The organism is Labrys okinawensis (assembly GCF_002982075.1).
Lineage (GTDB): Bacteria > Pseudomonadota > Alphaproteobacteria > Rhizobiales > Labraceae > Labrys > Labrys okinawensis_A.
Genome location: NZ_PUEJ01000004.1, coordinates 76,948 through 101,859, shown reverse-complemented (window position 1 = coordinate 101,859; position 24,912 = coordinate 76,948). Strand labels below are relative to the sequence as shown.

At 63.7% G+C, this 24,912-nt stretch carries 19 protein-coding genes and 1 other RNA gene; 6 read left to right on the top strand and 14 right to left on the bottom strand.

Translation table 11 applies throughout. The features are described from left to right. Positions 1–156: 156 nt before the first annotated feature. Both C5L14_RS10825 and C5L14_RS10820 read right to left on the bottom strand, forming a co-directional pair. Positions 157–2,517: an ATP-dependent helicase gene (locus C5L14_RS10825; protein ID WP_245443343.1), complete on the bottom strand. Its 2,361-nt coding sequence runs from the start codon at positions 2,515–2,517 to the stop codon at positions 157–159. Positions 2,518–2,635: 118 nt separating this feature from the next. Next, entirely contained in the window at positions 2,636–3,529 is an 894-nt protein-coding gene (locus C5L14_RS10820) for a DMT family transporter (protein ID WP_105862072.1), read from the bottom strand. A gap of 104 nt (positions 3,530–3,633) precedes the next feature. On the opposite strand from C5L14_RS10820, the gene C5L14_RS10815 reads away from it, so the two are divergent. Next, positions 3,634–4,275 (top strand): LysE family translocator, encoded by a 642-nt coding sequence (locus C5L14_RS10815; protein ID WP_105862071.1) that lies wholly within the window; start codon positions 3,634–3,636, stop codon positions 4,273–4,275. A gap of 206 nt (positions 4,276–4,481) precedes the next feature. On the opposite strand, the gene C5L14_RS10810 is transcribed toward C5L14_RS10815, so the two are convergent. The 3 genes from C5L14_RS10810 to C5L14_RS10800 form a co-directional block, all read right to left on the bottom strand. Continuing rightward, complete coding sequence (locus C5L14_RS10810) at positions 4,482–6,461, bottom strand: ABC transporter permease (protein ID WP_245443342.1); 1,980 nt, start codon at positions 6,459–6,461, stop codon at positions 4,482–4,484. Then, positions 6,458–7,534: a quaternary amine ABC transporter ATP-binding protein gene (locus C5L14_RS10805; protein WP_105862070.1), complete on the bottom strand. Its 1,077-nt coding sequence runs from the start codon at positions 7,532–7,534 to the stop codon at positions 6,458–6,460. Before C5L14_RS10805 ends, C5L14_RS10810 begins: the two co-directional genes overlap by 4 nt. A gap of 115 nt (positions 7,535–7,649) precedes the next feature. Next, positions 7,650–8,621: an ABC transporter substrate-binding protein gene (locus tag C5L14_RS10800; RefSeq protein ID WP_105862069.1), complete on the bottom strand. Its 972-nt coding sequence runs from the start codon at positions 8,619–8,621 to the stop codon at positions 7,650–7,652. Positions 8,622–8,939: 318 nt separating this feature from the next. On the opposite strand from C5L14_RS10800, the gene C5L14_RS10795 reads away from it, so the two are divergent. Continuing rightward, positions 8,940–9,752, top strand: a complete 813-nt coding sequence (locus C5L14_RS10795) for a DUF817 domain-containing protein (protein ID WP_105862068.1) — start codon at positions 8,940–8,942, stop codon at positions 9,750–9,752. Here the strand turns inward: C5L14_RS10795 and C5L14_RS10790 are convergent. Continuing rightward, a complete protein-coding gene (locus C5L14_RS10790) occupies positions 9,739–10,257 on the bottom strand; it encodes a thioesterase family protein (RefSeq protein ID WP_105862067.1) in 519 nt (172 codons plus the stop codon). The two genes, C5L14_RS10795 and C5L14_RS10790, sit on opposite strands and share 14 nt — an antisense overlap. 313 nt (positions 10,258–10,570) lie before the next feature. On the opposite strand from C5L14_RS10790, the gene C5L14_RS10785 reads away from it, so the two are divergent. After that, the gene (locus C5L14_RS10785) at positions 10,571–11,983 is read left to right on the top strand and encodes an FAD-binding oxidoreductase (protein ID WP_105862066.1); all 1,413 of its coding nucleotides are present in this window, start codon (positions 10,571–10,573) and stop codon (positions 11,981–11,983) included. A 320-nt stretch (positions 11,984–12,303) separates the two neighbouring features. Here the strand turns inward: C5L14_RS10785 and C5L14_RS30320 are convergent, their stop codons facing one another. Further along, positions 12,304–12,465 (bottom strand): hypothetical protein, encoded by a 162-nt coding sequence (locus C5L14_RS30320; RefSeq protein ID WP_156771335.1) that lies wholly within the window; start codon positions 12,463–12,465, stop codon positions 12,304–12,306. Between the two features lie 730 nt (positions 12,466–13,195). Between C5L14_RS30320 and C5L14_RS10775 the strand changes: the two genes are divergently transcribed. Continuing rightward, complete coding sequence (locus tag C5L14_RS10775; protein WP_105862065.1) at positions 13,196–16,861, top strand: AsmA family protein; 3,666 nt, start codon at positions 13,196–13,198, stop codon at positions 16,859–16,861. Positions 16,862–17,168: 307 nt separating this feature from the next. On the opposite strand, the gene C5L14_RS10770 is transcribed toward C5L14_RS10775, so the two are convergent. The 3 genes from C5L14_RS10770 to fumC form a co-directional block, all read right to left on the bottom strand. After that, positions 17,169–17,384 (bottom strand): ribbon-helix-helix domain-containing protein, encoded by a 216-nt coding sequence (locus C5L14_RS10770; protein ID WP_068282176.1) that lies wholly within the window; start codon positions 17,382–17,384, stop codon positions 17,169–17,171. Between the two features lie 9 nt (positions 17,385–17,393). Then, positions 17,394–17,582 carry a DUF4169 family protein gene (locus C5L14_RS10765; RefSeq protein ID WP_105862561.1) on the bottom strand — a complete coding sequence of 63 codons (189 nt, stop codon included), beginning with the start codon at positions 17,580–17,582 and terminating at the stop codon, positions 17,394–17,396. Positions 17,583–17,693: 111 nt separating this feature from the next. Beyond that, the gene (fumC, locus tag C5L14_RS10760) at positions 17,694–19,100 is read right to left on the bottom strand and encodes a class II fumarate hydratase (RefSeq protein ID WP_105862064.1); all 1,407 of its coding nucleotides are present in this window, start codon (positions 19,098–19,100) and stop codon (positions 17,694–17,696) included. Positions 19,101–19,297: 197 nt separating this feature from the next. Here fumC and ssrA point away from each other — a divergent pair. Continuing rightward, positions 19,298–19,648, top strand: a transfer-messenger RNA (tmRNA) gene (ssrA, locus tag C5L14_RS10755). Between the two features lie 101 nt (positions 19,649–19,749). Further along, on the top strand, positions 19,750–20,364 hold the full coding sequence (locus C5L14_RS10750; protein WP_105862063.1) for an SspB family protein: 615 nt from the start codon (positions 19,750–19,752) through the stop codon (positions 20,362–20,364). 217 nt (positions 20,365–20,581) lie between these two features. Here the strand turns inward: C5L14_RS10750 and C5L14_RS10745 are convergent, their stop codons facing one another. The 4 genes from C5L14_RS10745 to hflK all read right to left on the bottom strand — a co-directional run bounded on the left by C5L14_RS10745 (position 20,582) and on the right by hflK (position 24,682). After that, positions 20,582–22,087, bottom strand: coding sequence for a Do family serine endopeptidase (locus C5L14_RS10745; RefSeq protein WP_105862062.1), 1,506 nt, complete (start codon positions 22,085–22,087; stop codon positions 20,582–20,584). A gap of 188 nt (positions 22,088–22,275) precedes the next feature. Beyond that, entirely contained in the window at positions 22,276–22,479 is a 204-nt protein-coding gene (locus C5L14_RS10740) for a DUF2065 domain-containing protein (protein WP_105862061.1), read from the bottom strand. Positions 22,480–22,634: 155 nt separating this feature from the next. After that, positions 22,635–23,555 carry a protease modulator HflC gene (hflC, locus tag C5L14_RS10735; protein WP_105862060.1) on the bottom strand — a complete coding sequence of 307 codons (921 nt, stop codon included), beginning with the start codon at positions 23,553–23,555 and terminating at the stop codon, positions 22,635–22,637. After that, positions 23,552–24,682 (bottom strand): FtsH protease activity modulator HflK, encoded by a 1,131-nt coding sequence (hflK, locus tag C5L14_RS10730; RefSeq protein WP_105862560.1) that lies wholly within the window; start codon positions 24,680–24,682, stop codon positions 23,552–23,554. The genes hflC and hflK overlap by 4 nt, the downstream gene beginning before the upstream one ends. Positions 24,683–24,912: the final 230 nt, after the last annotated feature.

Sequence of the window (24,912 nt, the reverse complement as noted above, 5' to 3'; positions counted from 1 at the left end):
ACTTACATTGTAAGTCGTGGCGAGTGCGTGATGCAGCATGCAATGCTGCCTCGCAGACACGGGACCGCAGGATGGAAAAGGCGTAGCAACTGGCACGCGGTCCTGCATCTGCATCGCATCACTTCGTGCTGCAATGCGTGCGGGATGACCTCGACCTCAAGCCGCCTCGACGAAGCTGTCGACCACGCGCTTGCGGCCGGCCTTGTCGAAATCGACGGTGAGCTTGTTGCCGTCGACTTCGGCCACTTCGCCATAGCCGAACTTCAGGTGGAAGACCCGAGCGCCGACCTTGTAGGCCGAGGCCGTGCCGGTGGAGCGGGCCACCAGTTCGCCTTCGATGGTCAGGGGCTCGCGGCGGAGCGGGGCCTGGGTGGTTCTGAATCCCGAGGCCATGTTGCTCTGGGCGCGCTGCCAGCCTGGCGTCGAATAGTTCGAGCCGGCGAAGGGCTGGGCCTTGTCGAAGCGGCTCATGCCGAGCGAGCCGCCGGAGCCATAGGAATTGGAAGCCTCCACCACGTCGACATGGGCGGCCGGAAGTTCGTCGACGAAACGCGACGGCATGGTCGACTGCCACAGGCCGTGGATGCGGCGGTTGGAGGCGAACCACACCTTGGCGCGGCGACGGGCGCGGGTCAGGCCGACATAAGCGAGGCGCCGTTCCTCCTCCAGGCCGGCACGGCCATTCTCGTCGAGCGAGCGCTGGTGCGGGAACAGGCCTTCCTCCCAGCCGGGCAGGAACACGGTTTCGTATTCAAGGCCCTTGGCGCCGTGGAGCGTCAGGATCGAGACCTTGTCCTCGCTGGCGCCTTCCTCGCTGGCATCCATCACCAGCGAGATGTGCTCGAGGAAGCCGGCCATGTTCTCGAAGCCTTCCATCGAGCGCACGAGTTCCTTGAGGTTTTCCAGCCGGCCCGCGGCCTCGGCTGTGCGATCCTTCTGCCACATGTCGGTGTAGCCGGATTCCTCCAGGATCAGTTCCGCCAGCTCCTGGTGCCCGAGCACCTCGCTCTGGGCGGCCCAGCGCGAGAAGGAGGCCATCAGCGCGCCGAGCGTCTGGCGCGGCTTGGGCTTGAGCTCTTCGGTCTCCACCAGCACCCGCGCGGCCTGCATCATCGGCACGCCGTTGTGGCGGGCATAGTCGTGCAGGATCTGTACGGTGGCATCGCCGAGGCCGCGCTTGGGCACGTTGACGATGCGCTCGAAGGCAAGATCGTCCGCCGGCTGCATGGTGGCGCGGAAATAAGCGAGGGCGTCGCGGATCTCGGCGCGCTCATAGAAGCGTGGACCGCCGATGACGCGATAGGGCAGGCCGAGCGTGACGAAGCGATCCTCGAATTCGCGCATCTGGAAGGAGGCGCGCACCAGGATGGCGATGTCGTTGAGGGCGTGGCCCTTGTGCTGCAGCGCTTCGATCTCGTCGCCGATGGCGCGGGCTTCCTCGCCGGAATCCCAGGCGCCGGCCACGGTGACCCGCTCGCCTTCCTCGTCGTCGGTGAACAGGGTCTTGCCGAGCCGCCCCTCGTTGTTGGCGATAAGGTGGCCGGCTGCGCCGAGAATATGTCCGGTGGAACGATAATTGCGCTCGAGCCGGATCACGGTCGCGCCCGGAAAATCCTTCTCGAAGCGCAGGATGTTGTCGACCTCCGCGCCGCGCCAGCCATAGATCGACTGGTCGTCGTCGCCGACGCAGCACAAATTCGGCTTTTCGCCGGCCGGTGTCTGGGCCAGCAGACGCAGCCACAGATATTGGGCGACATTGGTATCTTGATACTCGTCCACCAGCATGAAGCGGAAGCGGCGATGATATTCGGCCAGGACGCCCGGATTCTCGCGGAACAGGCGAATGGTTTCGAGCAGGAGATCGCCGAAATCGGCGGCGTTCAGGGTCTTGAGGCGGGCCTGGTAGGCGGCATAGAGCTCGCCGCCCTTGCCATTGGCGAAGGACATGGCCTCGCCGGAAGGCACCTGCGCCGGTGTCAGGCCGCGGTTCTTCCAGCCGTCGATGGCATTGGCGAGCTGGCGCGCGGGCCAGCGCTTTTCATCGATTCCCGCCGCCTCGATCACCTGCTTCATCAGGCGGATCTGGTCGTCGGTGTCGAGAATGGTGAAATTGGATTTGAGGTCGACCAGTTCGGCATGGCGGCGCAGGATCTTCACGCCGATGGCATGGAAGGTGCCGAGCCAGGGCATGCCTTCCACGCTCTGCCCGATCAGCACGCCGATGCGCTCGCGCATCTCCCGCGCCGCCTTGTTGGTGAAGGTGACGGCGAGGATCTGGTGGGGGGCGGCGCGGCCGGTGGCGAGAATATGGGCGATGCGGGTGGTCAGCACACGCGTCTTGCCGGTTCCGGCGCCCGCCAGTACGAGCACGGGGCCGTCCAGCGTTTCCACTGCAGCGCGTTGTTCCGGATTCAGGCCGGTGAGATAGGCGGCAGGCCTTGCTGCCGCCATGGCGCGCGCGGCAATGCCGCCGGCGGCCGGCTGATGGGCCAGGGAAGGGGGGCGTGGATCGGACAAGTCGGGCTTTCGCGTGATTCTGGATTGCCGGATAATGGCTTAGATGGGGAGCCGCGTCGAGATTGCGAGCGGTCCGCGGCGCTTTGCGTCAACAGGCGAGGCCATCCGGTCGCGGCCCTCATTGCCCCGGAGCACGCTGGGCGATGGTGGTGATGATCACGCCGGCGGTGATCACCACGGCACCGAGCCAGGTCAGCCAATCGTAATGTTCTCCCAGGAGGAAGGTTCCGACACCGAGGCCCAGGGCGGCGGCGACATAGCCGATCTGGGAGAGATAGACCGGCCCGCCCGCCATCTGCAGCCGGAAGAAGAAGGCAAGCATGGCGGCACTCACCGCGACCTGAGCCAGGCTGACCAGCGGGGCGTTGGCAAGCGTGCCGAGGCCAAGCTCTCCGCTGGTGGCGAGCAAGGCGGCCGACATCACCAAAGCGGCGGCGAGGTTGCTGCCCGCTGCGAGGGCCAGGGGCCGGGCACCCCGCGGCCAATCCAGAGTGCGGTAGACATTGCCGCTGGCGAGCGTCAGCGGGATGAGGAAACCTATGCCGATCCAGAGGACATTGACTTCGCCCACCCGGCCCTTGCCCAGCACGATCAGCATGGCGCCGATGAAGCCGATCAGGATGCCGCAGACGCCGAGCAGATTGGGGCGCCGTGCATTCAGGGCCGTCGCCAGGATCGTGGTGATGATCGGCGACAGCGTGTACATGATCGACGTGTAGCCCGAGCCCAGATGCGGAATGATCAGATAGACCAGGAAATTGGGCAGGGCGTAGGAAATGATGCCGCCTATCGCGTAGAAGCGCAGAAAGGGCGGCGTCAGGGGCAGGGCCTCGCGGCGCAGTGCCAGCACGGCGCCGATGACCAGGGCGCTGCCCGCTGAAATCAGCAGCGTCCATACGGCCGGCGGTATTCCTGCTGCGCCGGATAATTTTCCGAGCGGAAAATAGAGGCCGAGAAAGGTGCCGGTCGCGAGGAGGAGAAAGACAGGTGCCGAGGTGTTGGAAGCGGACATGACGGGGCTTGTGCGGGCTTGATGGGAACGGAACGCATGCCGCTTGCGCCGGGACGCAGGCCGTGCAGCAATGGCAAATCCTATAGCCCGCCAGGCCGATTCCCATGTTCGATGTTCCCCTGCTCGCCGCAACCTTTTTTGCCGGCTTCCTCTACACGATTTCGCCCGGGCCGGCCTTCCTCGCTTTGTTTGCGCTCGGCGCCGCCAAGGGCCGGACGCCCGGCGCCTGGTTCATGACCGGGCATCTCGTCGGCGACATCCTGTGGTCGGTGGCGGCTCTGGCGGCGATCGTCGGCGTGAGCCAGATCGGCCCGACCCTGTTCGACATCCTCGGCATCTGCTGCGGGCTCTATCTGATCTATATGGGCGCAAGGGCCGTGATGACCCGCCGGGACGGCAAGGCGGCCGTGATCGGGGCCGACCGGCCTCTGGTCAACGGCGTGATCTTCGGCATCACCAATCCGAAATCCTATCCGGTGGCGCTCGCCACCTTCGGGGCGCTGGTGGCGCCCTATGGCGATCACATCACCTGGGCCGCGACGCCAGGCCTGATCGCTGCCGCCTTTCTCGGCTTCGTGGCGGCGGACTTCATCCTCTATGTCGCCATCGGCCTCGGGCCGGTCCGGGCCTTCTTTGCGCGTTATGGCCTGTGGGTGACCAGGATCGTCGGCGTCGTCTTCATCGGCTTCGGCCTGAAATCGCTGCTCGACGGCGCGCGGGGCCTGGCGAGTTCCGCACGTGGGTAAGAAGACCCTGAGGAGCAGGTAAATCGCTATGGGGTTGTCATCCCCGGCGAGCCACGCAGGGGCGAGGGAAGGGGATCCAGGGACAAATCCTCGAGCTATATCCCCTGGATCCCCTTCCCCTCGCTCTTCCTCGCCATGCTCGTAAGCCGCTCGGCCGGGGATGACAGCGCCACTCGTTTATCGAAGTCCCAATCGCGGCAGCAGCATCACCCCAGGCGCTGGCGGGCCTTGGCGCTGGCGCCGCCGATCAGGCGGTCGGCGACGATGCCGATGAAGGCGATGGCGAGGCCCGCGACGATGCCGCGACCGGCATCCGCCTTGGCGAGGGCGATGAAGACCTCCTGGCCGAGATCGCGGGTGCCGATCATCGCGCAGATGATGATCATGCTGAGCGAGAGCAGGATGGTCTGGTTGATGCCGAGCATGATCTCCGGCAGCGCCATCGGCAATTGCACCAGGCGGAAGGTCTGCCAGCGCGTGCAGCCGGCCGTCTTGGCTGCCTCGATCAGGGTGGGCGGTACCTGGCGCAGGCCGTGATTGGTATAGCGGATGGCCGGCACGATGGCGAAGGAGACCGTTGCGATCAGGGCGGTGACATCGCCGACCCGGAACAGCATGACGATCGGGATGATGAAGCAGAAGGACGGCAGGGTCTGCAGGGTGTCGACGACAGGTTCGATGATGCGATACACCCGATCGCTGCGCGAGGCCCAGACGCCGATCGGCATGCCGATCAGCATGGCGAGGATGGCCGAGACCCCGCAGAGATAGACGGTCGACATCGTCTTCTGCCACAGGCCGGACGAGGCGCAGAACAATATGAGCACCCCGATGAGGAGGGCGAGGCGCCAGCCTGCCAGGCGGTATCCGCCGAGCACCAGCAGCACCAGCGCGGCGAGCCAGGGAATGGCTTCGCAGAAGGCCCTGACAGGGTTGAGCACATAGACCAGCAGCCCGACGCGCAGGGTCTCGATCACGTCGAAGAAATGCACGGTGATCCAGTCGACGCCGGCCTTCCACCAGGGCGCGGTCGACAAGGTCCAGCTCGCCGGAATCTTGGCGAGAGCGGGCAGGACGAGGCTCGCCAGCGTGGTTGCCGCCAGCAACGCCAGGGCAAGGATGAGATGGGAATGGCGGGCGACGAACCCGCTGCCCTCATGATGCACGGGCCGTCCGCCACGATGGGCGAAGGCCTGCGAAAGGCGGTCGAGAGCGATGGCCAGCACCACGATGGCGAAGCCCGCCTCCATGCCCTGGCCGATCTTGAGGGCACGCAGGGCCAGCAGCACGTCATAGCCGAGCCCGCCCGCGCCGATCATCGAGGAGATGATCACCATGTTGAGCGCCAGCATGATCACCTGGTTCACGCCGACCATCAGCAGGGGACGCGCCGTGGGGATCAACACGCGCCAGAGCTTCTGGCGCGGCGTACAGCCTGCCATTACGGCAAAATCGGCGATTTCGGGCGGGATCCGCGACAGGGCCACCATGGTGGCCCGCACCATCGGCGGCGTAGCGAAGATCGAGGTGGCGATCATCGCCGAGACCGGGCTGTTGCCGAACAGGATCAGCATGGGGATGAGATAGGCGAAGGTCGGGATCGTCTGCATCAGATCGAGCGCCGGCGTAACAGCCAGTTTCTCCAGCTTCGGAAAACGCCAGGCAGCGATGCCCAGAAGCAGGCCCGTCAGCACGCAGAGCGGCACGGAAATCAGGATCAAGGCGAGGGTGAGCATGGCTCCCTGCCATTGCCCGAACAGGGCGATATAGCCAAAGCAGGCGGCCATCAGCGCCGCGAGCCGAAATCCTCCCGCTGCATGGCCGGCAAGGATCGCGGCCGAAATCACACCGAGCCAGGACAGTGTCGGTAGCGGTATCCCCCACAGTTTCAAAGGCTTGGCCAGCAATCCGAAAGCGATCTGGAGAGGAAGGTCGAGGATGGAGGCGATTGCCCGCGTCAGCCAACTCAGATTGCCTTTCATCCAGGCCATGAGGGCCGACATCCAGCTCGCGAAGGGCACGATCCAGTCGTCCGGCCAGGCGGCGAGCCAGCCGGTACCCGACCTCGTGAGATACAGCGTGATGGCGAACAGGAAGCCGAGACCCCAGATCGCGGCCCAGGCCGTTACCCAGCCGCCGGGCGATGCCTGCGGCTGAGCGAGGGAAAGGGGGGCTGGCTTGCTCAAGCGGCGTTCCTGCGCTGGTCGTTACCGGTCAGGATGTCGAGCACGGCATCGGGCATGACCTCGCCGAGCAGGACGCCCGCGGGATCGCGGACTGCGAAGGGAGCAGCGGCAGCGATGACGTCGGCGGCGAAAGAGGAAACCTTGTCCGTCGGGGCGAGATGACCGGCATAGGCGGAGCCCTGCCGGGGCGGCCGCATGAGGCCACGCGCCGAGACCACTTTCGCCCGTTGGACGTCGCGGGTGAACTCGGCCACATAATCGGTTGCCGGCCGGGTGACGAGTTCCTCCGGGGTGCCGGTCTGGATGATGGCGCCATCCTTCATGATGGCGACGCGATCGGCGAGGCGGATCGCCTCGTCGAAGTCGTGCGTGATGAAGACGATGGTCTTGTGCAGCACCTTCTGCAGCCGGACGAGTTCGTCCTGCATCTCCCGGCGGATCAGCGGGTCGAGCGCGGAAAAGGGTTCATCGAGGAACCAGAGTTCGGGCTTGGTGGCGAGGCTGCGGGCGATGCCGACACGCTGCTGCTGGCCGCCCGAGAGCTCGCGCGGATAGAAGCCTTCGCGGCCGCGCAGGCCGACGAGGTCCACCATGTCCTGGGCCCGTTTCAGCCGCTCGGCCTTGGCAATGCCCTGGACCGCAAGGGGGAAGGCGACGTTCTCGATCACGCTCAGATGCGGCAGCAGCGCGAAGTTCTGGAACACCATCCCCATCTTGTGGCGGCGAAGCTCGATCATCTCCGCTTCGCTGGCCTTGAGCAGGTCCCTGCCATCGAACTCGACCGTGCCGGCGGTCGGCTCGATCAACCGGGCCAGGCAGCGCAGCAATGTGGATTTGCCCGAGCCGGACAATCCCATGATGATGAAGATCTCCCCCTCATGCACGGTCAGGCTGGCCTCGCGCACGGCGGCGACCAGGCTCGCCTTGGCGAGGTCCTCATCCGTCGGTCGGTGGCCGTGCCGTGCCAACTCACGGGCGGCATTGGGGCCGAAGACCTTCCAGACGTCACGGCAGGCGAGCTTCACGGCTCGCGTGGCGGCGTCCGAGCCCGGCGAAGGGGTCGCGCCTTGCATCGATACCTCTTGAATGCATCGGGTGGCCGACGGGCGGATCTTCGGATCCGCCCGCAAAGACGGCGGCAGCGGCGCGGCATGGCACGGCAGGTCCGTCACCGCCCGCCCACGGGATTCACTGCGCCCAGGCCTTCCAGGTCGCCTCGTGATCGGTGACCCACTTGGCGGCGACCTCGTCAAGGCTCTTGCCTTCGAGATCCACCTGGCCGCTCAGCTTGTTGAGCTCGTCGGTTTCGATCGCGTAGGCCTTGGCGACCTTGTAGGCCACGGGCCATTTGTCCTTCATGCCGGCCCAGGCATATTTCCAGATCTCGCCATGCGGCTTGCCGCAATCATATTTGGCATCCGGATTGCTGCCCCATTTCGGGTCCGAGTAGCAGGCAGGTTCGTATTCGGGAAATTTCACCCATTCGCCCTGGTATTTCGCCGTGGCCCAATGCGGCGAATAGATCCACAGCATGATCGGCGCCTTGCGCTGATAGGCGGAATCGAGTTCGGCGAACATGGCGCCATCGGTGCCGGCATGAATGACGGTGAAGGGCAGCTTCAGGGCCGCGACACGCTCGTCATCGAAGCCTTCCCAGGTCACAGGGCCGCCGAGATAGCGGCCCTTCGGAGCCGTGTCGGGCGTGGAGAAGGCTTCGGCGCATTTGGGGTCCAGCAGGGCCTTCCAGTCGGGCAGGCCGGGGCATTTCTCCTTCATGTAGAGCGGGTACCACCACTCCTCCTTGGCCTTGGGGCCGAGCTTGCCCAGCCGCTCGGTCTGCTTGGTGGCATCCGAGGCCTTCATGGCCTCGCCGGCCGTAGTGTCCCAGAATTCGACGCCGAGCGTCAGGTCTCCATTGGTGAGGCCGGTGGTCAGGCTGGAGAGATAGTCGGCAGTCGGATATTCGACGGTGTATCCGAGCTTCTCGAGGATGCCGCCCAGGATCTTGGCGTTGAGATTGACGCTGGTCCAGTCGAACAGGGCGATCTTGATGGGATCCGAGGATTCCGGTGGAGCCGCCGAAGCCGGTGCGGTTCCCACGAGCAAAGCAAACGCCGCGGCCGCAAGGCCGCCGCGTTGAAATACTTTCAGGCAGTCCATGATTGGCACCCTTCCGTCTCTCTGAATGGCCGGCCGGCGCTTATGCCTTTTATGGGGGCGAGGCTTGTCGCCCAAGGTCTGTCGCCAATGCCGATCCCGGAAGTGTCGCCCAGACAAAGCCCTTAGGCAAGTTATTTTCGTGCCAAGAATATTGGTTATGTTTCAAGGCGTTGGTGGTGATTATTTGGGCGTTTTGCTGGAAAAGGCGGCGCGGCGGCATACCATTTCCTCCCGGCAGCAGCCGATCCTGCACCTCGATTTCACGCGGGCATCAATGCGCCTGCATCGCGGCTGCAAACAGCCATGTAAGGATCGGCCATGGCAATGCTCAGGCTCTTCCTTCGCGAATTCTGGCTCTTCGGCCTCAAGCAGGCCTGGGCCTGCCTATTCGGCGGATCCTTTCTCGCCCTGATCCTGGCGACCCGCCTGTATTATCCCGAGGGCGCCTGGCTCAGCCGCTACGATTTCCTCTGCTTTGCGGCGTTGGGCATCCAAGGCCTGTTGCTCGCGCTCAAGCTCGAGACCTGGGAAGAGGCCGCCGTGATCGCGGTCTTTCATGTCGTCGGCACCATCATGGAGATCTACAAGACGCAGGCCGGTTCCTGGGCCTATCCCGAGCCGAGCCTGCTCAGGATCGGTGAGGTACCGCTGTTCTCAGGCTTCATGTATTCAGCCGTCGGCAGCTACATCGCCCGCGCGGCCCGCCTGTTCGATTTCCGCTACAATTCCTACCCGCGCATGCGCTGGACCATCCTATTGGCCGCGCTGATCTATGTGAATTTCTTTACCCACCATTTCCTGCCGGACATCCGCCTCGGCCTGTTTGCCGCCATCGCCGTCCTGTTCCGGCGCACGCAGATCTATTTCACGGTGGACCGCGAGCCGCGTTCCATGCCGCTGCTGCTCGGTTTCCTCCTCGTGGCTTTCTTTATCTGGATCGCCGAGAACATCGGCAGCTTCGGCCAGGTCTGGATCTACCCCAATCAGCGCCACGGCTTTGCCCTGGTGTCCGCCGGCAAGCTCGGGGCCTGGTATTTGCTGATGATCGTCAGCTTCGTGCTGGTGTCGCTGGTGCATCGGCCGGTGCTGCTGGTGCGCAGTCCTGGCCGCCCGGCGCCTATTGCCGGCTGACCGGGGCAGGGGTGCGGATCGCCCGGCCGACGATTTCCGGCGTGGGCAGATAGCCGTGCGAGGAACGCATCTCGGCGAGATTGTCGATGATATCGCACGGGAAGGGGGCCACCCGCCGGGTCGCCATGTCGACGTTGAGGGAGATCAGTTCGCAGGTCGCCGACACCCAGCCCTCGGTGGCGTGGCAGAGTTCTTCATAGATGTGCAGGCGCTTTTCGTCATAGCCGACCAGCTGCAGGCGTACCCGCACGGGGTCGTCGAGATGAAGTTCACGCTTGTAGATGACGTGCACTTCGCCGGTAAAGAACGACATGCCGCGCTCGCGAATGTAGTCCTCTCCCAGGCCGACGAGCGACAAGGCTTCGCCGAGGGCATTGTCGAACAGCACGTGATAATAGGCCATGTTCAGATGGCCGTTATAGTCGATCCAATGCGGTTCGATGCGCATCGGCGAGGACACGAAGGGCGCGAAGAACAATGCCGGCAATTTGCTGGTGTCAAACATCTCCACTCCCACGCCACTAGAGCAAAGCGCGTCATGACGAAAACGCGCCTTGGCTTCTAACTCCTTGTTTCGAAAGCGCTTTGCGATCCTTCAGGCTTCCTTCTAGCCGCAAACGCTTTAGATCTTGTTTCCTCTCACCCACTTCAAACTGAATATCCGAACCTGTTGGGCAGGCTCGGATATTCAGCTTCGTTTCAGGTCGGTCCGCGCCGAATACGGGGCGCGATCGATCACGATCGCGATACCCTCTGGCGCAGGCCTTCCCAGTCAGTGTATGCCAAATGGCTCATACCTCAAGAAAAAGTAGCATATTATGGTCAATTCCGGCGCAAATTCCCGGCGCTACCAGCCCGAAGACCTCGCTGCCGTCTGCGATGCCCTCGCCAGCCAATTCGGTCCGCGCTTTTCGGCGGGCCAGGCCCTGCGCGACCAGCATGCGAGCACGCTGACCTGGCTGCCTGCCCAGGCGCCGGATGCCGTGGTCTTTCCGGAGAATGAAGGCGAAGTGGCCGATATCGTGCGGCTGTGTGCCCGTCATGGCGTGCCCATCATTCCCTATGGCACCGGCACGGGCTTGGAGGGACATGTCAATGCGCCGGAAGGCGGCATCTCCGTCGACACCAGCCGCATGAACGCCATCGTCGCCGTGCATGCCGAGGACCTCGATGCCGTGGTGCAGCCGGGGGTGACGCGCAAGCAGCTCAACGACTATCTGCGCGACCAGGGGCTGTTCTTTCCCATCGATCCCGGCGCCGACGCTTCGCTGGGCGGCATGGCGGCGACGCGCGCTTCGGGCACCAACGCCGTGCGCTACGGCACCATGAAAGACAATGTTCTTTCGCTGCGCGCGGTGCTGGCCAATGGCGAGATCATCTCGACCGCAAGCCGCGCCAAGAAGAGCTCGGCCGGCTATGACCTCACGCGCCTGCTCGTCGGTTCGGAGGGAACGCTCGGCGTCATCACCGAAGTGACCCTGCGCCTGCACGGCATACCCGAGGCCATCAGCGCGGGCGTCTGCCCCTTCGGCAGCGAGAAGGCCGCCTGCGATGCGGTGATCGCCACCATCCAGTCCGGCCTTGCCGTGGCGCGCATCGAACTGCTCGATACTTTGATGGTGAAGGCGGCCAATGCCTATTCCGGCCTCGGCCTGCCCGAGACGCCGATGCTGTTCCTGGAGTTCCACGGCAGCGACGCCGGCGTGGCCGAGCAGGCCGAGCGCTTCGGGGAAATTGCGGCCGAGTTCGGAGGCGGACCCTTCACCTGGGCCACCAAGCCGGAGGAACGAACCAAGCTCTGGGCCGCGCGTCACAATGCCTATTGGGCGGTCAAGTCCATGTGGCAAGGCGCCGAGATCGTCGCCACCGATGTCTGCGTGCCGCTGTCGCGGTTGGCCGAATGCGTGGCGCAAACCCGCCTGGACATCGATGCCACCGGCCTGATCGCCCCGATCGTCGGCCATGTCGGCGATGGCAATTTCCACGTGCAGCCGATGATCGACATGAGCGATCCCAGTGAGATCGCCGCCTGCGAGGGCTTCCTTGAACGGCTGGTGGAGCGGGCGCTTGCCATGGAAGGCACCTGTACCGGCGAACATGGCGTGGGGCAGGGCAAGCGCAAATATCTCAAAGCCGAACATGGTGCTCCAGCTCTGGCGGCGATGCAGGCGATCAAGCGGGCCTTGGACCCGGCCGGCATCATGAATCCAGGCAAGATCTTTCCGGATTGAGCGCATGACGAAGCCGGATGCCCCTTCGAGCCGTGGGCTCCGGTCGCCGCTGCAAAAAGCAACAGGCGGATGCTTCTTCTGGAAACATCCGCCTGTCGTTTTCATTCATCTTGGGCACCCGCTTGGGGGCCTGTCGAGCCTTGCCTGCGATCAGGCCAAGCTCTGTTGCTCGAAGACGGTTCCGGCCCGGGTCCCTCCCTGAGCAAAGTGCGTTCATGGTTGAACGCTTTCCTGCTCTGGCTCCTGTTTCAGCGCGTCTTTGCGATTCTTGGCAATCCCGTCCAATCGCAAAGCGCTTTAGCCGTGAAACCCATCCTCTCCTATGGCGTCACCACCACCGGCTGACCAGCGGCCTTTCCTTCAGTAGCGTCCTTGGGTTTGACACGGACGATGATCGGCATCGTCAAACCGGAAGGGACGGGCCGGCCGTCGAGATAGCCTGCCTGCTGTGTTTGCTTGTCCACCGAAAGAAATACCAGCATGTTCGCGGCTGCTACACGGCTCGTCGGTTCGCTACGGGCCAACGGAGACTGCCCCGTACTCGTCCCAACCGTATAGAAGCCTGCGCCGAAGACACCTAACGCCAATACGACTCCGACGGAGCTGATCAAGCGTAACATTGTGTACCCACCTCACTGAAAGCGAGAGATACCGTTCCTCTATTGACGCGACGCTGTTGTGACGAACGGCCAGGAATTCGACCGCCCTCTTTTTGCCTGCTGCTCATTCTTTTGTATGGGGAGCATCCAGGCACAGCACAACCGGCTCATGCTTTCGCATTTATCCCGGCGGAGGATGTCATATCACACATTTCGTACGGGTCTTAATGAAATCTAAAGAAATGGTGAAAATGTGAACACGCCGAGTCGTTCGTAAGACAATTGCCCGCGAATCCGCTCATATTCAGATTTTGTAGGCATGAATCCTGCCTCGGCGACCGCCCGTTTGCTGCCTCGCGCGGTGACCTGGGACCATAGTTTCTCCCCGTTCCCGGTTTCGTCTCGCCTTGGTTTTCGCGTATGGTCGGAGATTGGTGGGGGAGGGGCCTCGAAACCGGAATTACCTGACCGACGGCTAGGACGAGATGGGTTTCCGGCTCGGGAGCAAGGCGTGTTCTGAGAGAACACATTTGCTCGAACACTTGTTTGGAAGCATTTTTGCGATGCTCGACGATAGGGCCGATCGCAAAAAGCGTAGGAAAGGACGTGCGGCGTGCGCGAGGCGCTCACCGTTATTGGTTTTTTGTTGATCGTGGCGTTCGCGGCCGTGTTCACCGCGCCCCTCTACGTCGACTGGAATGCCTGGCGCGAGGACATCGGAAATCGCCTTACGCAGCATTTCGGCACGCCCGTGATCATTCGGGGTCCGATCGAGGCGCGCCTCCTGCCCCAGCCCTGGCTGTCTCTCTCGGATGTCAGCATCGGCGACCCCTATGGCACCACCAAGCTGAACGTTGCCCGCATCGACGGTGATGTCAGCCTGGGTGGCCTGCTGCGGGGCGATGTCGATCTTTCCAATGTCGTGGTGCGCAATCCCGCCTTGTCCGTGACGGCCGACGATGAGGGAACCATTGCGCCTCTCTCGAAATATCCGGTGTCGCTCGGGGCGGCGGTCGAGAGCTTCGAGGTCAGCGGCGGCTCGCTTCACTATGTCAACAAGGTCGACGGTCAGGACATCAGCCTCACAGGCATCAATCTGGTCGGTGAATCCGGCTCGGTGCTCGGTCCCTACAAGGCCGAGGGCGGGATCAAGATCGCCGGCGTGCCCCATACGGTGAAAATCGCCACGGGTGTTGCCGAAAAGGGCAGCCTCAATCTGCGTATCACGGCCGTGCCGGCGGACAAGCCGGTAACGCTTGATCTCGATGGTCAGGTCAAGCTTCAGGGCGGCAAGCCGACCTTTGTCGGCATGGCAACGCTGTTGCGTCCGACTTTCTCGGCGCGGGCGGGAGGAGAGGGGGCCGCCGATGATCCGGCGAGCGGCGAGCAACTGGCCTGGAGCTTGTCGGGGCCGGTAACGGCAACGCCGGCCGGCGTGGTCTCCGACAAGGTGGCGATCCAGCTTGGGCCGGACGAGCGCGCCCTCAAGCTTGCCGGCAGCGTCAACCTGGCTTTCGGCGCCACCCCGGTCCTGGAAGCGAATTTGACCGGCAAGCAGCTCGAACTCGATCGTTTCGTCGGTATCGGCCCCGACAAACGCCAGCCGCCGGCCGCCGTGCTGGCCAGGCTCGCCAAGGCGATGCCGGCGCTTGCCGGAGCTGCCACCAACGCGCAGATCGATCTTGCCGCCGATGGCCTCATGCTGGGCGGCGAGTTGACCCAGAAGGCCCGGGCCAGCATCCGGGTGACCGAGGGGAAGTTGCAGGTCGATCGGCTCGAGGCGGACCTGCCGGGCAGCAGCCATCTCTTGCTGGCTGGTGACGTCAATGACGAAGATGGCGGCTTCAGGGGCAATCTCGACCTCAAATCGGATCGGGCCACCGGCCTGATCGGCTGGCTGCAGGGTCAGCCCGTGCTGGGGCGGCCGGATGCCGCGCGCAAACTATCCCTGAAGGCGGCCCTCGACGCCGACGCCGACAAGGTGGATTTTTCGCAGCTGACGCTTGCCATCGACGATGCCGCGGTCAAGGGCAGGCTGGCCTGGAACCGTCTGGCGCATGGCCGTTCCGCCGGCCGGGTGGAAGCCAATCTCGCCGCCCAACGCATCGATCTCGACGTGCTGCCCTCTGTGGCCGCTCTTCTACCCGGTAGCAGCGACCTGTTCAGCGAAGCCGATATCCGCCTGAAGGCCGAGGCTTTGGCTCTCTCCGGAATCGAGGCCAAATCGGTCAGCGGACATATCAAGGCCGGCGGCAAGCTGATCGCATTGGAAGACGTGGTCGTCAGCGATCTCGGCGGCGCCAATCTCACCGCCAATGGCCGCATCGACAATATCGGCGCCGAGCCGCAGGGCGAGATCCGCATCGTCCTGAACGGCAAGGACCTGTCGGGCCTGGCGACCACGCTCAAGCGCAGCACGCTGCCGGCTTTCTGGGTCAATGCCTTCGCGGCCCGCGCGGCCGCGCTTTCACCGGCCAATGCCAGCCTTTCCATCGCCTTCGGGGCGGCCCGGCGTTATTCGGTCGACGGCAAATTCGGCGGCAGCGTCCTGCAACTCGATACGCAATTCGCGGGCAAGGGGGCGGGAGAGAGTGCCGATATCCGGGTGAAGGCGGACAGTCTCGACGTTGCCACGCTGATGCGCCAGGCCGGGCTCGACTATACGGTGGGTTCCGTGCCGGGGCGCGCCTCGCTGGAGATGGCCCTTTCGGGGCCGCTCAATGGCGCGATGCGCTGGAACGCCAGTTTCGAAGGAGCTGGGCTACAGCTGTCCGGCACCGGCAAGATGACCGGCTCTTTCGAGGCACCGGCCTTTGACGGACGCCTGACCGCCAGCACCGACGATGCGCTGGTGCCGGCCCAGCTGGTGAACCTGCCGCTTCCGGGTGTGGTCCCCTCCCAGAGCGCCACGCTCGACACCGGCTTTCGGGCCAGGGCAGGGCGCTACGTCTTCGACGATCTGACGGGAACGGTGCTCGGCATGCCGGTCAGCGGCGCTCTCACCCTCAATGCCGGCATGCCGGCACGCCTCGACGGGCGGCTGAATTTTCTCAAGGCAGACGGGCAATTGCTCGGTTCGCTGTTCTCGGGAGCGGATCTGAGCGCCGGGAACGCCAATGGCAATGCTTTTTCCGACGAGGCCTTTGGCGCGGGAACCTTCGATGCCCTGGCCGGCCGGCTCTCGGTTTCGGCCAAGACGCTGCGTCTGTCGCGGCGCCTGCCCGACCTCGATGATGCGCGCGCGGTGGTGAATTTCGGCAATGGCAAGGTTGCCGTAGACGATTTTGCAGCAAAACTCGCCGGCGGCGACGTCACCGGCGCCCTCCAGCTTTCCCACGCAGCCCTCGATACCGCCGCGAGCGGGCGTTTCTCGCTGCGCAAGGTCGCGCTGCAGGGGCGGCAGCTCTCTGGTGAGCTGGCCATGGGCGTCGAATTTCAAGGCAATGGCCGTTCGCCCGACGCCGTGATGTCCTCACTGACCGGTGGGGGAACTGTCGAGATCGCCCAGGCATCGCTGGCTGGACTCTCCGAAAATGCTTTCGGTCAAACGGTGGCGGCGGTGGATGGCGGGCTCTCCGGCGATGCCGGCCACGTTCGGGAGACCTTCGAACGCAGTCTGGACGAAGCCCCGCTGAAGACAGGAACGATCACCGGCAATCTCACGCTCGCAGGGGGCGTCCTCCGTCTCTCTTCGACGAGGGCGACTTCGGCCCAGGGCAGCGTCAGCCTGTCCGGCCTGCTGGATCTCTCGGATCTGACGATGAAGGCCGATATCGCCCTTTCACCCGCCAATCCCGCCGATGGCTTCGGCGGCCCGGCTCCAACCATCCCGGTGCAATTGCGCGGCACCCTCGATGCGTTGCGAAAGCAGGTAGACGTTTCGAGCCTCGTCGCCTGGCTCAGCATTCGCGGCGTCGAGCAGCAGGCCCGCAAACTCGAAGCATTGGAGGCGCAGCGGCGGATCGAGGAGAAGGCGCAGGAGGACGCGCGACGCGCGGAAGCCCTGAAGATGCAGAAGGCAATCGAGGAGGCCCGCCGAAAGACCCTGCCGCCCCTGCAATTGGGGCCGGTCACGCCGGCACCTGGCGGGGCGGGGATGCCGCTCGCGCCGTCGTCCGGCCTTCCCGGCGTGCCGCCGGTGAAACTGCCTTCGCTGGAAAACCTGCCGGCCTCGCCGCTGACGCCCGGGCATACCACCGTGGTACCGGCCCCGCTTCTGCCAAATGCCGGGCCGGCTCTGCCGCAGCCACCCGTCGTGTCACCGCCCGTGAGTCCCTGAGACGAGGCTGAAGGCCCGTCTTCCCAGCAGGCCGGGTTGCGACGGACGCTCCAACATCAGTAGAGGTACGATAACACCGATAGTTGCCGAGTATGAATAAGACGGCTGATCCGGCCACGATGACGGCCGAGCCCCGAAAAGGCCCTCGTTCTCTTGTTTGAAAGGAAAGACGCCCCTGCCGTAAGGACCGCCCCTTACACCGAGATGATAAGCATCGGGCAGGGGTTAAGCCGATCCCGGCGAATATCCATGCTTCCCGCGCAATCGAGCGGAAACGATCGCAGGGCGTATTAAATCAAGTCGCTCCTCATCCTCGGCGAACATTTTCCAGGACGAAGAGCCGAATTGCGGAAGACAGATTTCCCTGGGCGCGCGTGGCATCGATTTCGGCAACGACGTCCGAAAGCGTGAGATCGCGCTTGGCGGCCAGTTCCTTCAACGTTTCCCAAAAGGCATCCTCAAGGGACACGCTCGTCTTGTGGCCGGCAATGACGATCGAACGTTTAACGACTTTGCTTTTCATGACAGCCCATCACTCTACATTATTGGGCTCCAGGCGGTGTCTGTCGAGGTGCCTTTCGGCCTCCTGCTTGTCCGCCTGCAGCCTTTTTCTATCGATGCGCGAGAGGCCATGGATCGAGCGTTTCCGAGCAGCTTCCTGCTCGGCTTCGGCCTTGGCCCGAGCCTTGCGTACTCTCCTCAAATTCACGATCTCAGCCATCAGCTTACCGGAAAGGAACATTCTCTCAAGTGAACAACTTCAATATCGACTTGAAGCTCGATTGAGGCGCATCTTGTAAGACATATACGTTGATTAGAAAACAACGTCCCGTCATTCTTTATCGGGCGCTATCATCCGTGCAAGGCTCATCGCACTTTCAAAAGCTCTTTCGTCCATTATTTTTGCGGCTAATATTTCCTGAAGTAGAGTGGTACCGTTACGGTGCGCCGCTTTGGCAATATAAGCTGCCTTGTCGTAACCGATGACAGGCGTTAGCGCGGTCACCAGCATCAGGGAACGCGCCACGAGATCGCTGATTCGGGAGGTGTCGGCTTCGATCCCGCTGACGCAGTGATCGGTAAAGCTGTTGGCCGCGTCGGCAAGCAACCGGATCGATTGCAGCACGGCGTCGGCAATCACCGGCTTGAATACGTTCAGTTCCAGATGTCCCTGGCTGCCCGCAAAGGTGACGGTGCTCTGATTGCCGAACACCCGGGTGCAGACCATGGTCATCGCCTCGCATTGTGTGGGGTTGACCTTGCCCGGCATGATGGAGGAGCCCGGCTCGTTTTCGGGCAGAATCAATTCGCCGAGGCCGGCCCTGGGGCCCGAGCCGAGCAGGCGGATGTCGCTGGCGATCTTGAATAGGCTGACCGCAACGGTATTCAGGGCGCCATGGGCCGAGACCAGGGCGTCATGCGTGGCGAGGGCCTCGAACTTGTTGGGAGCGGTAACGAAGGGCAGGCCCGTTAGGGCGGCAAGCTCTTCCGCGATCCGTTCGGCGAAGCCCTCGCGGGTGTTGAGGCCGGTACCGACTGCGGTACCTCCCTGTGCCAGGGGCATCAACTCCGCCAGGCCTGCCTCGACCCGCCGGATGCCGTGCTGCAATTGCGTGGCATAGCCCGAGAATTCCTGGCCGAGCGAGAGCGGGGTCGCGTCCTGCAGATGGGTCCGCCCGATCTTGATGATGTCCTTGAAGGCCTCGGCCTTCTGCTCAAGGGCGGAGGCAAGATGACGCAGTGCCGGCAGCAGGCGGTCATGGATCTCGCGGGCGGCGGCCACATGCATGGCGGTGGGAAAGGTGTCGTTGGAAGACTGGCCGCGATTGACGTGGTCATTCGGATGCACGGGCTTCTTGGAGCCCATGGTGCCGCCGAGCATTTCGATGGCGCGGTTCGAGATCACCTCATTGGCGTTCATGTTGGTCTGCGTGCCGGAGCCCGTCTGCCAGACGATCAGGGGAAATTCATCGTCCAGCTTGCCGTCGGCCACCTCGCGGGCGGCCCGCTCGATGGCCTCGGCCAGAGCGGAATCAAGCACACCGAGGTCGCGGTTGGCGCGAGCCGCCGCCAGTTTGATCAGCCCGAGGGCATGGATCAGGGGGCGCGGCATCTTTTCGGCACCGATGCGGAAATTCTCGAGCGAACGCTGGGTCTGGGCGCCCCAGTAATGCGCGGCGGGAACGTCGATCGGCCCGAAGGAGTCGCTCTCCTGGCGGGTGGGGGCAGCTTCGGTCATGATGGTCTCCTGCGACTGGCCTCATGCGATCAGGCCCTCGATTCGGGGCGCGCATGGCGGTGCGTACTCGGCATTTCGATTGGCCGTCCATGGCCGCAGTGACGCGCTGGACATGGACGGCAACGGCAGGGCGAGATGCCCTTCTCCTTCAAATAAGGCATGCCAAGCCTGAGGAAAGCTCCGTCAAACCGCAATCGCCTCTTTTTTCTGCCGAACAGGCAGCCTATATTCACTTTGCCGGCTCGCGCCGGCTATGGCGATAAATGGTCATCGTAATAAACCTATCGGACCCGGGGGCAGTACCCGGCGCCTCCACCAGAGCCCGTCAGGGCGGGCTGCGGCGGGGGCGAAACAGGATCGACGAGGGTGTAAAGGGTGTGCTTTCGCTCGGCATGGTTCCGCCGATATCGGGCCGTTTCAATAGTTGCCAACGACAACTATGCTCCGGTTGCGGTTGCCGCGTAAGCGGTAACTAGACCGAAATCAAGTCCTGACGGGTAGCACCGGCAGGCGGGGTCCGGAGGCACCTGGCAACAGAAGCCTCCACTTCATTCCGGTCTGCCTGCAGGCCATCCGAAGATGCGGTCTGCGGGGTGTGCATGTGCCAGCGGGCTGACGTAATAGAGCTGGCCTGGTAAGAAATTGCGCGATGAGTATTGACCATATCCGTTATGATCTTCTCACTCAGGATGCGCTGCGCGGCATGGTTCGCCGCGTATTGGCCGATGCTGCGCGCGTCGGACTGCCGGGCGACCATCATTTCTTCATCTCCTTCAAGACCCAGTTCCCCGGTGTCAGCATTCCGGCCCGCCTGGCGGAAAAGTTTCCGGAGGAGATCACCATTGTTCTCCAGCACCAGTTCTGGGACTTGACCGTCAGTGACTACGGCTTCGAGGTGGGGCTGTCTTTCGGCAACGCTCCCGAGCGGCTGGTCGTGCCTTTCGCCGCCATGACGGCCTTCTTCGATCCGTCGGTGGATTTCGGCGTTAAGTTCGAGGTCGACGAGGGCGAGGCGGAAGAGGAAGTTGCACCCGCATCGGCACCGGCTGCGATCCGCGCGGTTCCGCGTGGTGACGAGGGCGAGGCGAGCAAGGGTGCGCCGGCCAAGGAGACGGGAACCAAAGAAGCTGCGGCCAAGCCTTCCCGCAAGAAGGCCAGCCCTCCCGCGGAGGAGCCGGCGACGGCAGACGCGGGCGGCGAGGACGAACGCCCCGCCGAAAGCGAGAAGATCATCAGCCTCGATCATTTCCGCAAGAAAAAGTAGGCGGCGCGGCGAGGGCGGCTGCACTTTGGCTCCGCATCGCCCCAGGCTTGCTGTCGGCTGGGACTGCGGCCCAGCCCACTTTCGTGTTGCCCCAAGTTCTGTATTGAAAGCGGGCGAGGCGCGGCGGCTCAATGGCCTTGGCGCCCAGCCGGCCTTCGAATGAGAAAAGGGTCCTTCCGAGCGGAGGACCCTTTTACTTTCGCCGAGGTGAATCGGCTCAGTTCAGCGCCAGTGCCACGAAGCGCAGTTCGCCCTGGGCATTCGACAGCAGCAGCAGAGCCTGCTTGGTGCCGGATTTCTTCAACTCCTCGATGCGCTTGCTCACATCCTCGGGGTTGGAGACGGCCTGCTGACCGACCTGCAGGATGACGTCGCCGACCCTGACCTGCTTGTCCTCGGCCGAAGAGCCATTCTCCACTTTGGTCACCACCACGCCCTTGGCGTCGTTGGCAAGCTTGTATTTGTCGCGCAGCTCCTTGGTGATGCCGGACATTTCGAGGCCGAGGGCCTTGGTGATCTTCGGCTTTTCGGGCGTTTCGGTGCCGCGGGTGGACGCCTTGATGGCCGTATCGCTCTCGTCGAGGCGGGCGACGGTCACGGTCTTGGTCAGGGTCTGGCCCTTGCGCAGGATCACCACCTCGACCTTCTTGTCCACCGGCGTGTCGGCGACGAGACGGGGCAGGTCCCGCATTTCCTTGATGTCGTGGCCGTCGAATTTCAGGATCACGTCACCTGGCTCGATACCGGCCGGCTTGGCCGGTCCCTTGTCGTCGACGCCGGCGATCAACGCACCCTGGGCCTTCTGCATGCCGAGACTTTCGGCAATGTCGTCGCTCACGGCCTGGATGCGCACGCCCAGCCAGCCGCGCCGCGTCTCGCCATAGAGCCGAAGCTGCTCGATCACCGGCTGCACCGTCGCCGACGGCATGGAGAAGCCGAGGCCGATCGAGCCGCCCGTCGGCGAAATGATGGCGGTGTTGATGCCGATGACCCCGCCATCCATGTCGAAGAGCGGCCCGCCGGAGTTACCCTTGTTGATGGCAGCGTCCGTCTGCAGGTAATTGTCGTAAGGGCCTGAATTGATATCGCGGTTGCGGGCCGAGATGATGCCCAGCGTCACCGTGCTCGACAGGCCGAAGGGATTGCCGATCGCCATGGCCCAGTCGCCGACGCGGACCTTGTCGCTATCGGCGAACTTTACCGCCTTCAGCGGCTTGGGCGGGTCGACCTTGAGCACGGCCACATCGACCTTCTTGTCGCGTCCGAGCAGCTTGGCTTTGAGCTTGGAGCCGTCGTTGAAATTGACCTCGATGTCGTCGGCATCGTCGATGACGTGGTTGTTGGTGACGATGATACCGCTGGGGTCGATGACGAAGCCCGAGCCGAGCGCCTCGGTCTTTCTCGGACGCTGAGGGCCCCTGCCGTCCTTGTTGTTGAAGAACTGGTTGAAGAACTCCTCGAAAGGCGATCCCGGCGGCAGCTTCGGCATCGGTGCCCGCGGCTCGTCCTCGCCTTCCTCGTCATTGTTGCCGGAGGCCACCGTCTGCGACGTCGAGATGTTGACCACGGCATCGATCAACTCGGCCGAGAGGTCGGCAACGGAGGGCGGTCCTGCCGCGGCCATGGCCGGCGGCGCCACCAAGGTAGCCGGGCTGGCGGCAATGAGTGCGGCGATGGCAACGGCGCCGCTGCGGCGCATCAGGGTGTTGAGTTGAATCGGCATCAAGTCCTCGGATGGTCACCCGCATCGGTGTTGATGTGGGGCGCGGTCGGGTTGAATTTCAAGCGCGGAATGCGGCGTGAGCGTGACGTACTCGCAAGTTCGCACAACGTTGGGGCTTGTCAGTTTCGTCTGCAACAGGATGGGCCGTGCTTTGGGCGCCATGGTGTCCCGCTACCAAGCCGGCACGTTCACATGCCTCTGACGGCCCAGATGATGATGATACCTATGATGGCGGAAATGAAACCGGCGAGGCGGAGCTGCGCGTTGGGAGAGTTGGCGACCGAGACCATCATGCGCCGTACCGGATCGGGAAAGGCCAGGAAGAACAACCCTTCGATCGCAAAGGCCAGTCCGAGCGCCGTGATGAAATCACCGAAAGAGAAACTATCCATCCGCCCCACACATTATGTGAACCGCCCCCGAACCCTCCGACGGTTTGCGATCCTGGGCAAAGCCGGCCGGTGAAGGCTCGCGGCGGTCCTATGAAAACGCCGGCCGCAACGAAGCGGCCGGCGCAATGGAGCTTTATATGGAGCCGGCGTCAAGCCTATTGCGCCGGAGGCGCCTGAGGAGCCGGGGCCGGAGACGCCGGTGTTCCCGTAGGGGCCGCCGGCGAACGCAGATAACGGAAGTAATCCCAGTCCGGGCTGATGAAGACCTGTGTGTTGTCAGGCTTCATCGCGTCGACATAGTTCCGCATCGACAGGTAGAACTGGAAGAATTCCGGATCCTTGTTGTAGGCGTCGGCCAGGATCTTGATACGGGCCGAGTCGGCCTGGCCGGTCGTCTCCGCCGCCTTGCCGCGCGCCTCGCCGAGGATCTTGGCGACCTGACGGTCGGCGTCGGAGCGGATGACCTGCGCCTGCTGCGTGCCCTGCGAGCGAATCTGCTGCGCCTCCGTCTGGCGCTGCGACTGCATGCGCTTGTAGACGGCTTCGGAGTTGGCCTGCGGCAGGTCGGCGCCGCGGATGCGCACGTCGACCACCTCGATGCCGAGGCCGGCAGCTTCACGATTCACTTCGGCACGGATCTTCTCCATCAGCGCGGTACGCTGGTCACGCACGACGGCGGCGAAGGTCGACTGGCCGAGAACCCGGCGGACCGCCGAGGACAGGATCGAGGAAAGCTGCAGCTCCGCCCCCTTCTCCGAACGCGAAGTCTGGAAGAAGCGCAGAGGGTCCGAGACGCGATAGCGGGCGAAGGCATCGACCTTCAGGCGCTTCTGATCGCTGGCGATGACTTCCTGCGGCAGGCTGTCGAGGTCGAGTACCTGCTTGTTGATGTACTCGACGTTCTCGATGAAGGGCCACTTCCAGTAAAGACCGGGCTGGGTCTTGGCCGGCTGCGGCTCGCCGAAGCGCAGGGGCAGGGCGTAGTCGCGCGGCGTCACCGTATAGGCCGACAGATAGACCAGGACCAGGACGACGCCGGTCGCGATCAGGGCAATGGTTCCAAGCGGAGATCTCATTGCGGCGCTCCCTGCTGGGGTTGTGCCGTGCCGGTCGGCCGATTGAGCAGGCGGTCGAGCGGCAGATAGGGCACCACACCCTGGCCTTGCGTCTTGCTGTCCAAGATCACCTTGTTCGTATCGGTGAGGATGGAGGTCATGGCTTCCAGATACATGCGTTCGCGGGTGACCACAGGAGCCTTCTGATAGGCACTGTAGACTTCGTTGAAGCGTGATGCCTCACCGGTGGCTTCGGCGACAGTGCGCGCACGATAGGCTTCGGCAGCCTGGGTGATACGGGCGGCTTCACCGCCTGCTTCCGGGATCACCTTGTTGGCATAGACCTGCGCCTGGTTGATGGTGTTTTCCTGGTCGGCGCGTGCGGCCTGGACGTCACGGAAGGCATCGATCACCTGGGGCGGCGGATCGACATTCTGCAACTGCACCAGGCGAACCAGTACGCCGGCCCTGTAGCTGTCGAGGGCCCGCTGCATCTCGCTCTGCACCTGCTGCTCGATCGCCTGGCGATCGCCGGTCAGGATCGGCGTGATGTTGCGCTGGCCGATGGCTTCGCGCATGGCGCTCTCCGCCACGGCGCGGATCGTGCCGCGGGGGTTGGACAGGTTGAAGGCGTAATCCTGCGGGGCAGCCGGGTTGATCTGCCACTGCACGGTGAAGCCGATATTGACGAGGTTCTCGTCGCCGGTCAGCATTTCATTGGCGCTGTCGCTGTCGCCGCGCGTGCCGATATTGATCGTCTCGACATTGGTCACGGTGGGCTTTTCGACCGTGCCGATCGGATAGGGCACGTTGTAGCGCAGGCCCGGCGGGCTCAACGAAACATATTTGCCGAAGACGAGATTGAGGCCGACCTCGTTGGGCTGCACGCGATAGAAACCGGTGAGGAGCCAAAGGCCGATCAGCGCCACCGCGCCGATGGCGATGTTGCGCGGCGTGAAGCCACCGCCGCCCTGGAGATTTTTGAGGCCGTCCTTGCTGCGGCGAAGCCAGTCTTCGAGATCGGGGGGCTGCGAACCGCCGGATGGACCACCACCCCAGGGGCCGCCGCCCCCCGGACGCCCGCCCCCGCTGTTGCCGCCACCGCTACCCCAGGGGCCACCACCGCCGCTCTGGTTACTCCAAGGCATGTCTTGGTCCTTTGATTGTTCGTCTGCCCAAAGCAGGACGAAAGCCCATTCCAGAGAACGGAATAAGCTGGAGAGAAGCTGCATATAGGAATGCAACCCCCCCGATCAATCCGAAACCATGTTTGAAAACAAGCCTCTAAATCACCGGAGCGGTGTTCCAACGAAGCCGTTTTCACATGGCCAGGCTGCGGAAGCTCATATGCAGCCCCTTGAAATTCCTATGTAAACCC

Bases quoted from the DNA above. Each gene is read 5' to 3' on its own strand.
- C5L14_RS10820 (WP_105862072.1), bottom strand. From the start codon at position 3,529: ATGTCCGCTTCCAACACCTCGGCACCTGTCTTTCTCCTCCTCGCGACC.
- C5L14_RS10815 (WP_105862071.1), top strand. From the start codon at position 3,634: ATGTTCGATGTTCCCCTGCTCGCCGCAACCTTTTTTGCCGGCTTCCTC.
- C5L14_RS10805 (WP_105862070.1), bottom strand. From the start codon at position 7,534: ATGCAAGGCGCGACCCCTTCGCCGGGCTCGGACGCCGCCACGCGAGCC.
- C5L14_RS10800 (WP_105862069.1), bottom strand. From the start codon at position 8,621: ATGGACTGCCTGAAAGTATTTCAACGCGGCGGCCTTGCGGCCGCGGCG.
- C5L14_RS10795 (WP_105862068.1), top strand. From the start codon at position 8,940: ATGGCAATGCTCAGGCTCTTCCTTCGCGAATTCTGGCTCTTCGGCCTC.
- C5L14_RS10790 (WP_105862067.1), bottom strand. From the start codon at position 10,257: ATGTTTGACACCAGCAAATTGCCGGCATTGTTCTTCGCGCCCTTCGTG.
- C5L14_RS10785 (WP_105862066.1), top strand. From the start codon at position 10,571: ATGGTCAATTCCGGCGCAAATTCCCGGCGCTACCAGCCCGAAGACCTC.
- C5L14_RS30320 (WP_156771335.1), bottom strand. From the start codon at position 12,465: ATGCTGGTATTTCTTTCGGTGGACAAGCAAACACAGCAGGCAGGCTAT.
- C5L14_RS10770 (WP_068282176.1), bottom strand. From the start codon at position 17,384: ATGAAAAGCAAAGTCGTTAAACGTTCGATCGTCATTGCCGGCCACAAG.
- C5L14_RS10765 (WP_105862561.1), bottom strand. From the start codon at position 17,582: ATGGCTGAGATCGTGAATTTGAGGAGAGTACGCAAGGCTCGGGCCAAG.
- fumC (WP_105862064.1), bottom strand. From the start codon at position 19,100: ATGACCGAAGCTGCCCCCACCCGCCAGGAGAGCGACTCCTTCGGGCCG.
- C5L14_RS10750 (WP_105862063.1), top strand. From the start codon at position 19,750: ATGAGTATTGACCATATCCGTTATGATCTTCTCACTCAGGATGCGCTG.
- C5L14_RS10745 (WP_105862062.1), bottom strand. From the start codon at position 22,087: ATGCCGATTCAACTCAACACCCTGATGCGCCGCAGCGGCGCCGTTGCC.
- C5L14_RS10740 (WP_105862061.1), bottom strand. From the start codon at position 22,479: ATGGATAGTTTCTCTTTCGGTGATTTCATCACGGCGCTCGGACTGGCC.
- hflC (WP_105862060.1), bottom strand. From the start codon at position 23,555: ATGAGATCTCCGCTTGGAACCATTGCCCTGATCGCGACCGGCGTCGTC.
- hflK (WP_105862560.1), bottom strand. From the start codon at position 24,682: ATGCCTTGGAGTAACCAGAGCGGCGGTGGTGGCCCCTGGGGTAGCGGT.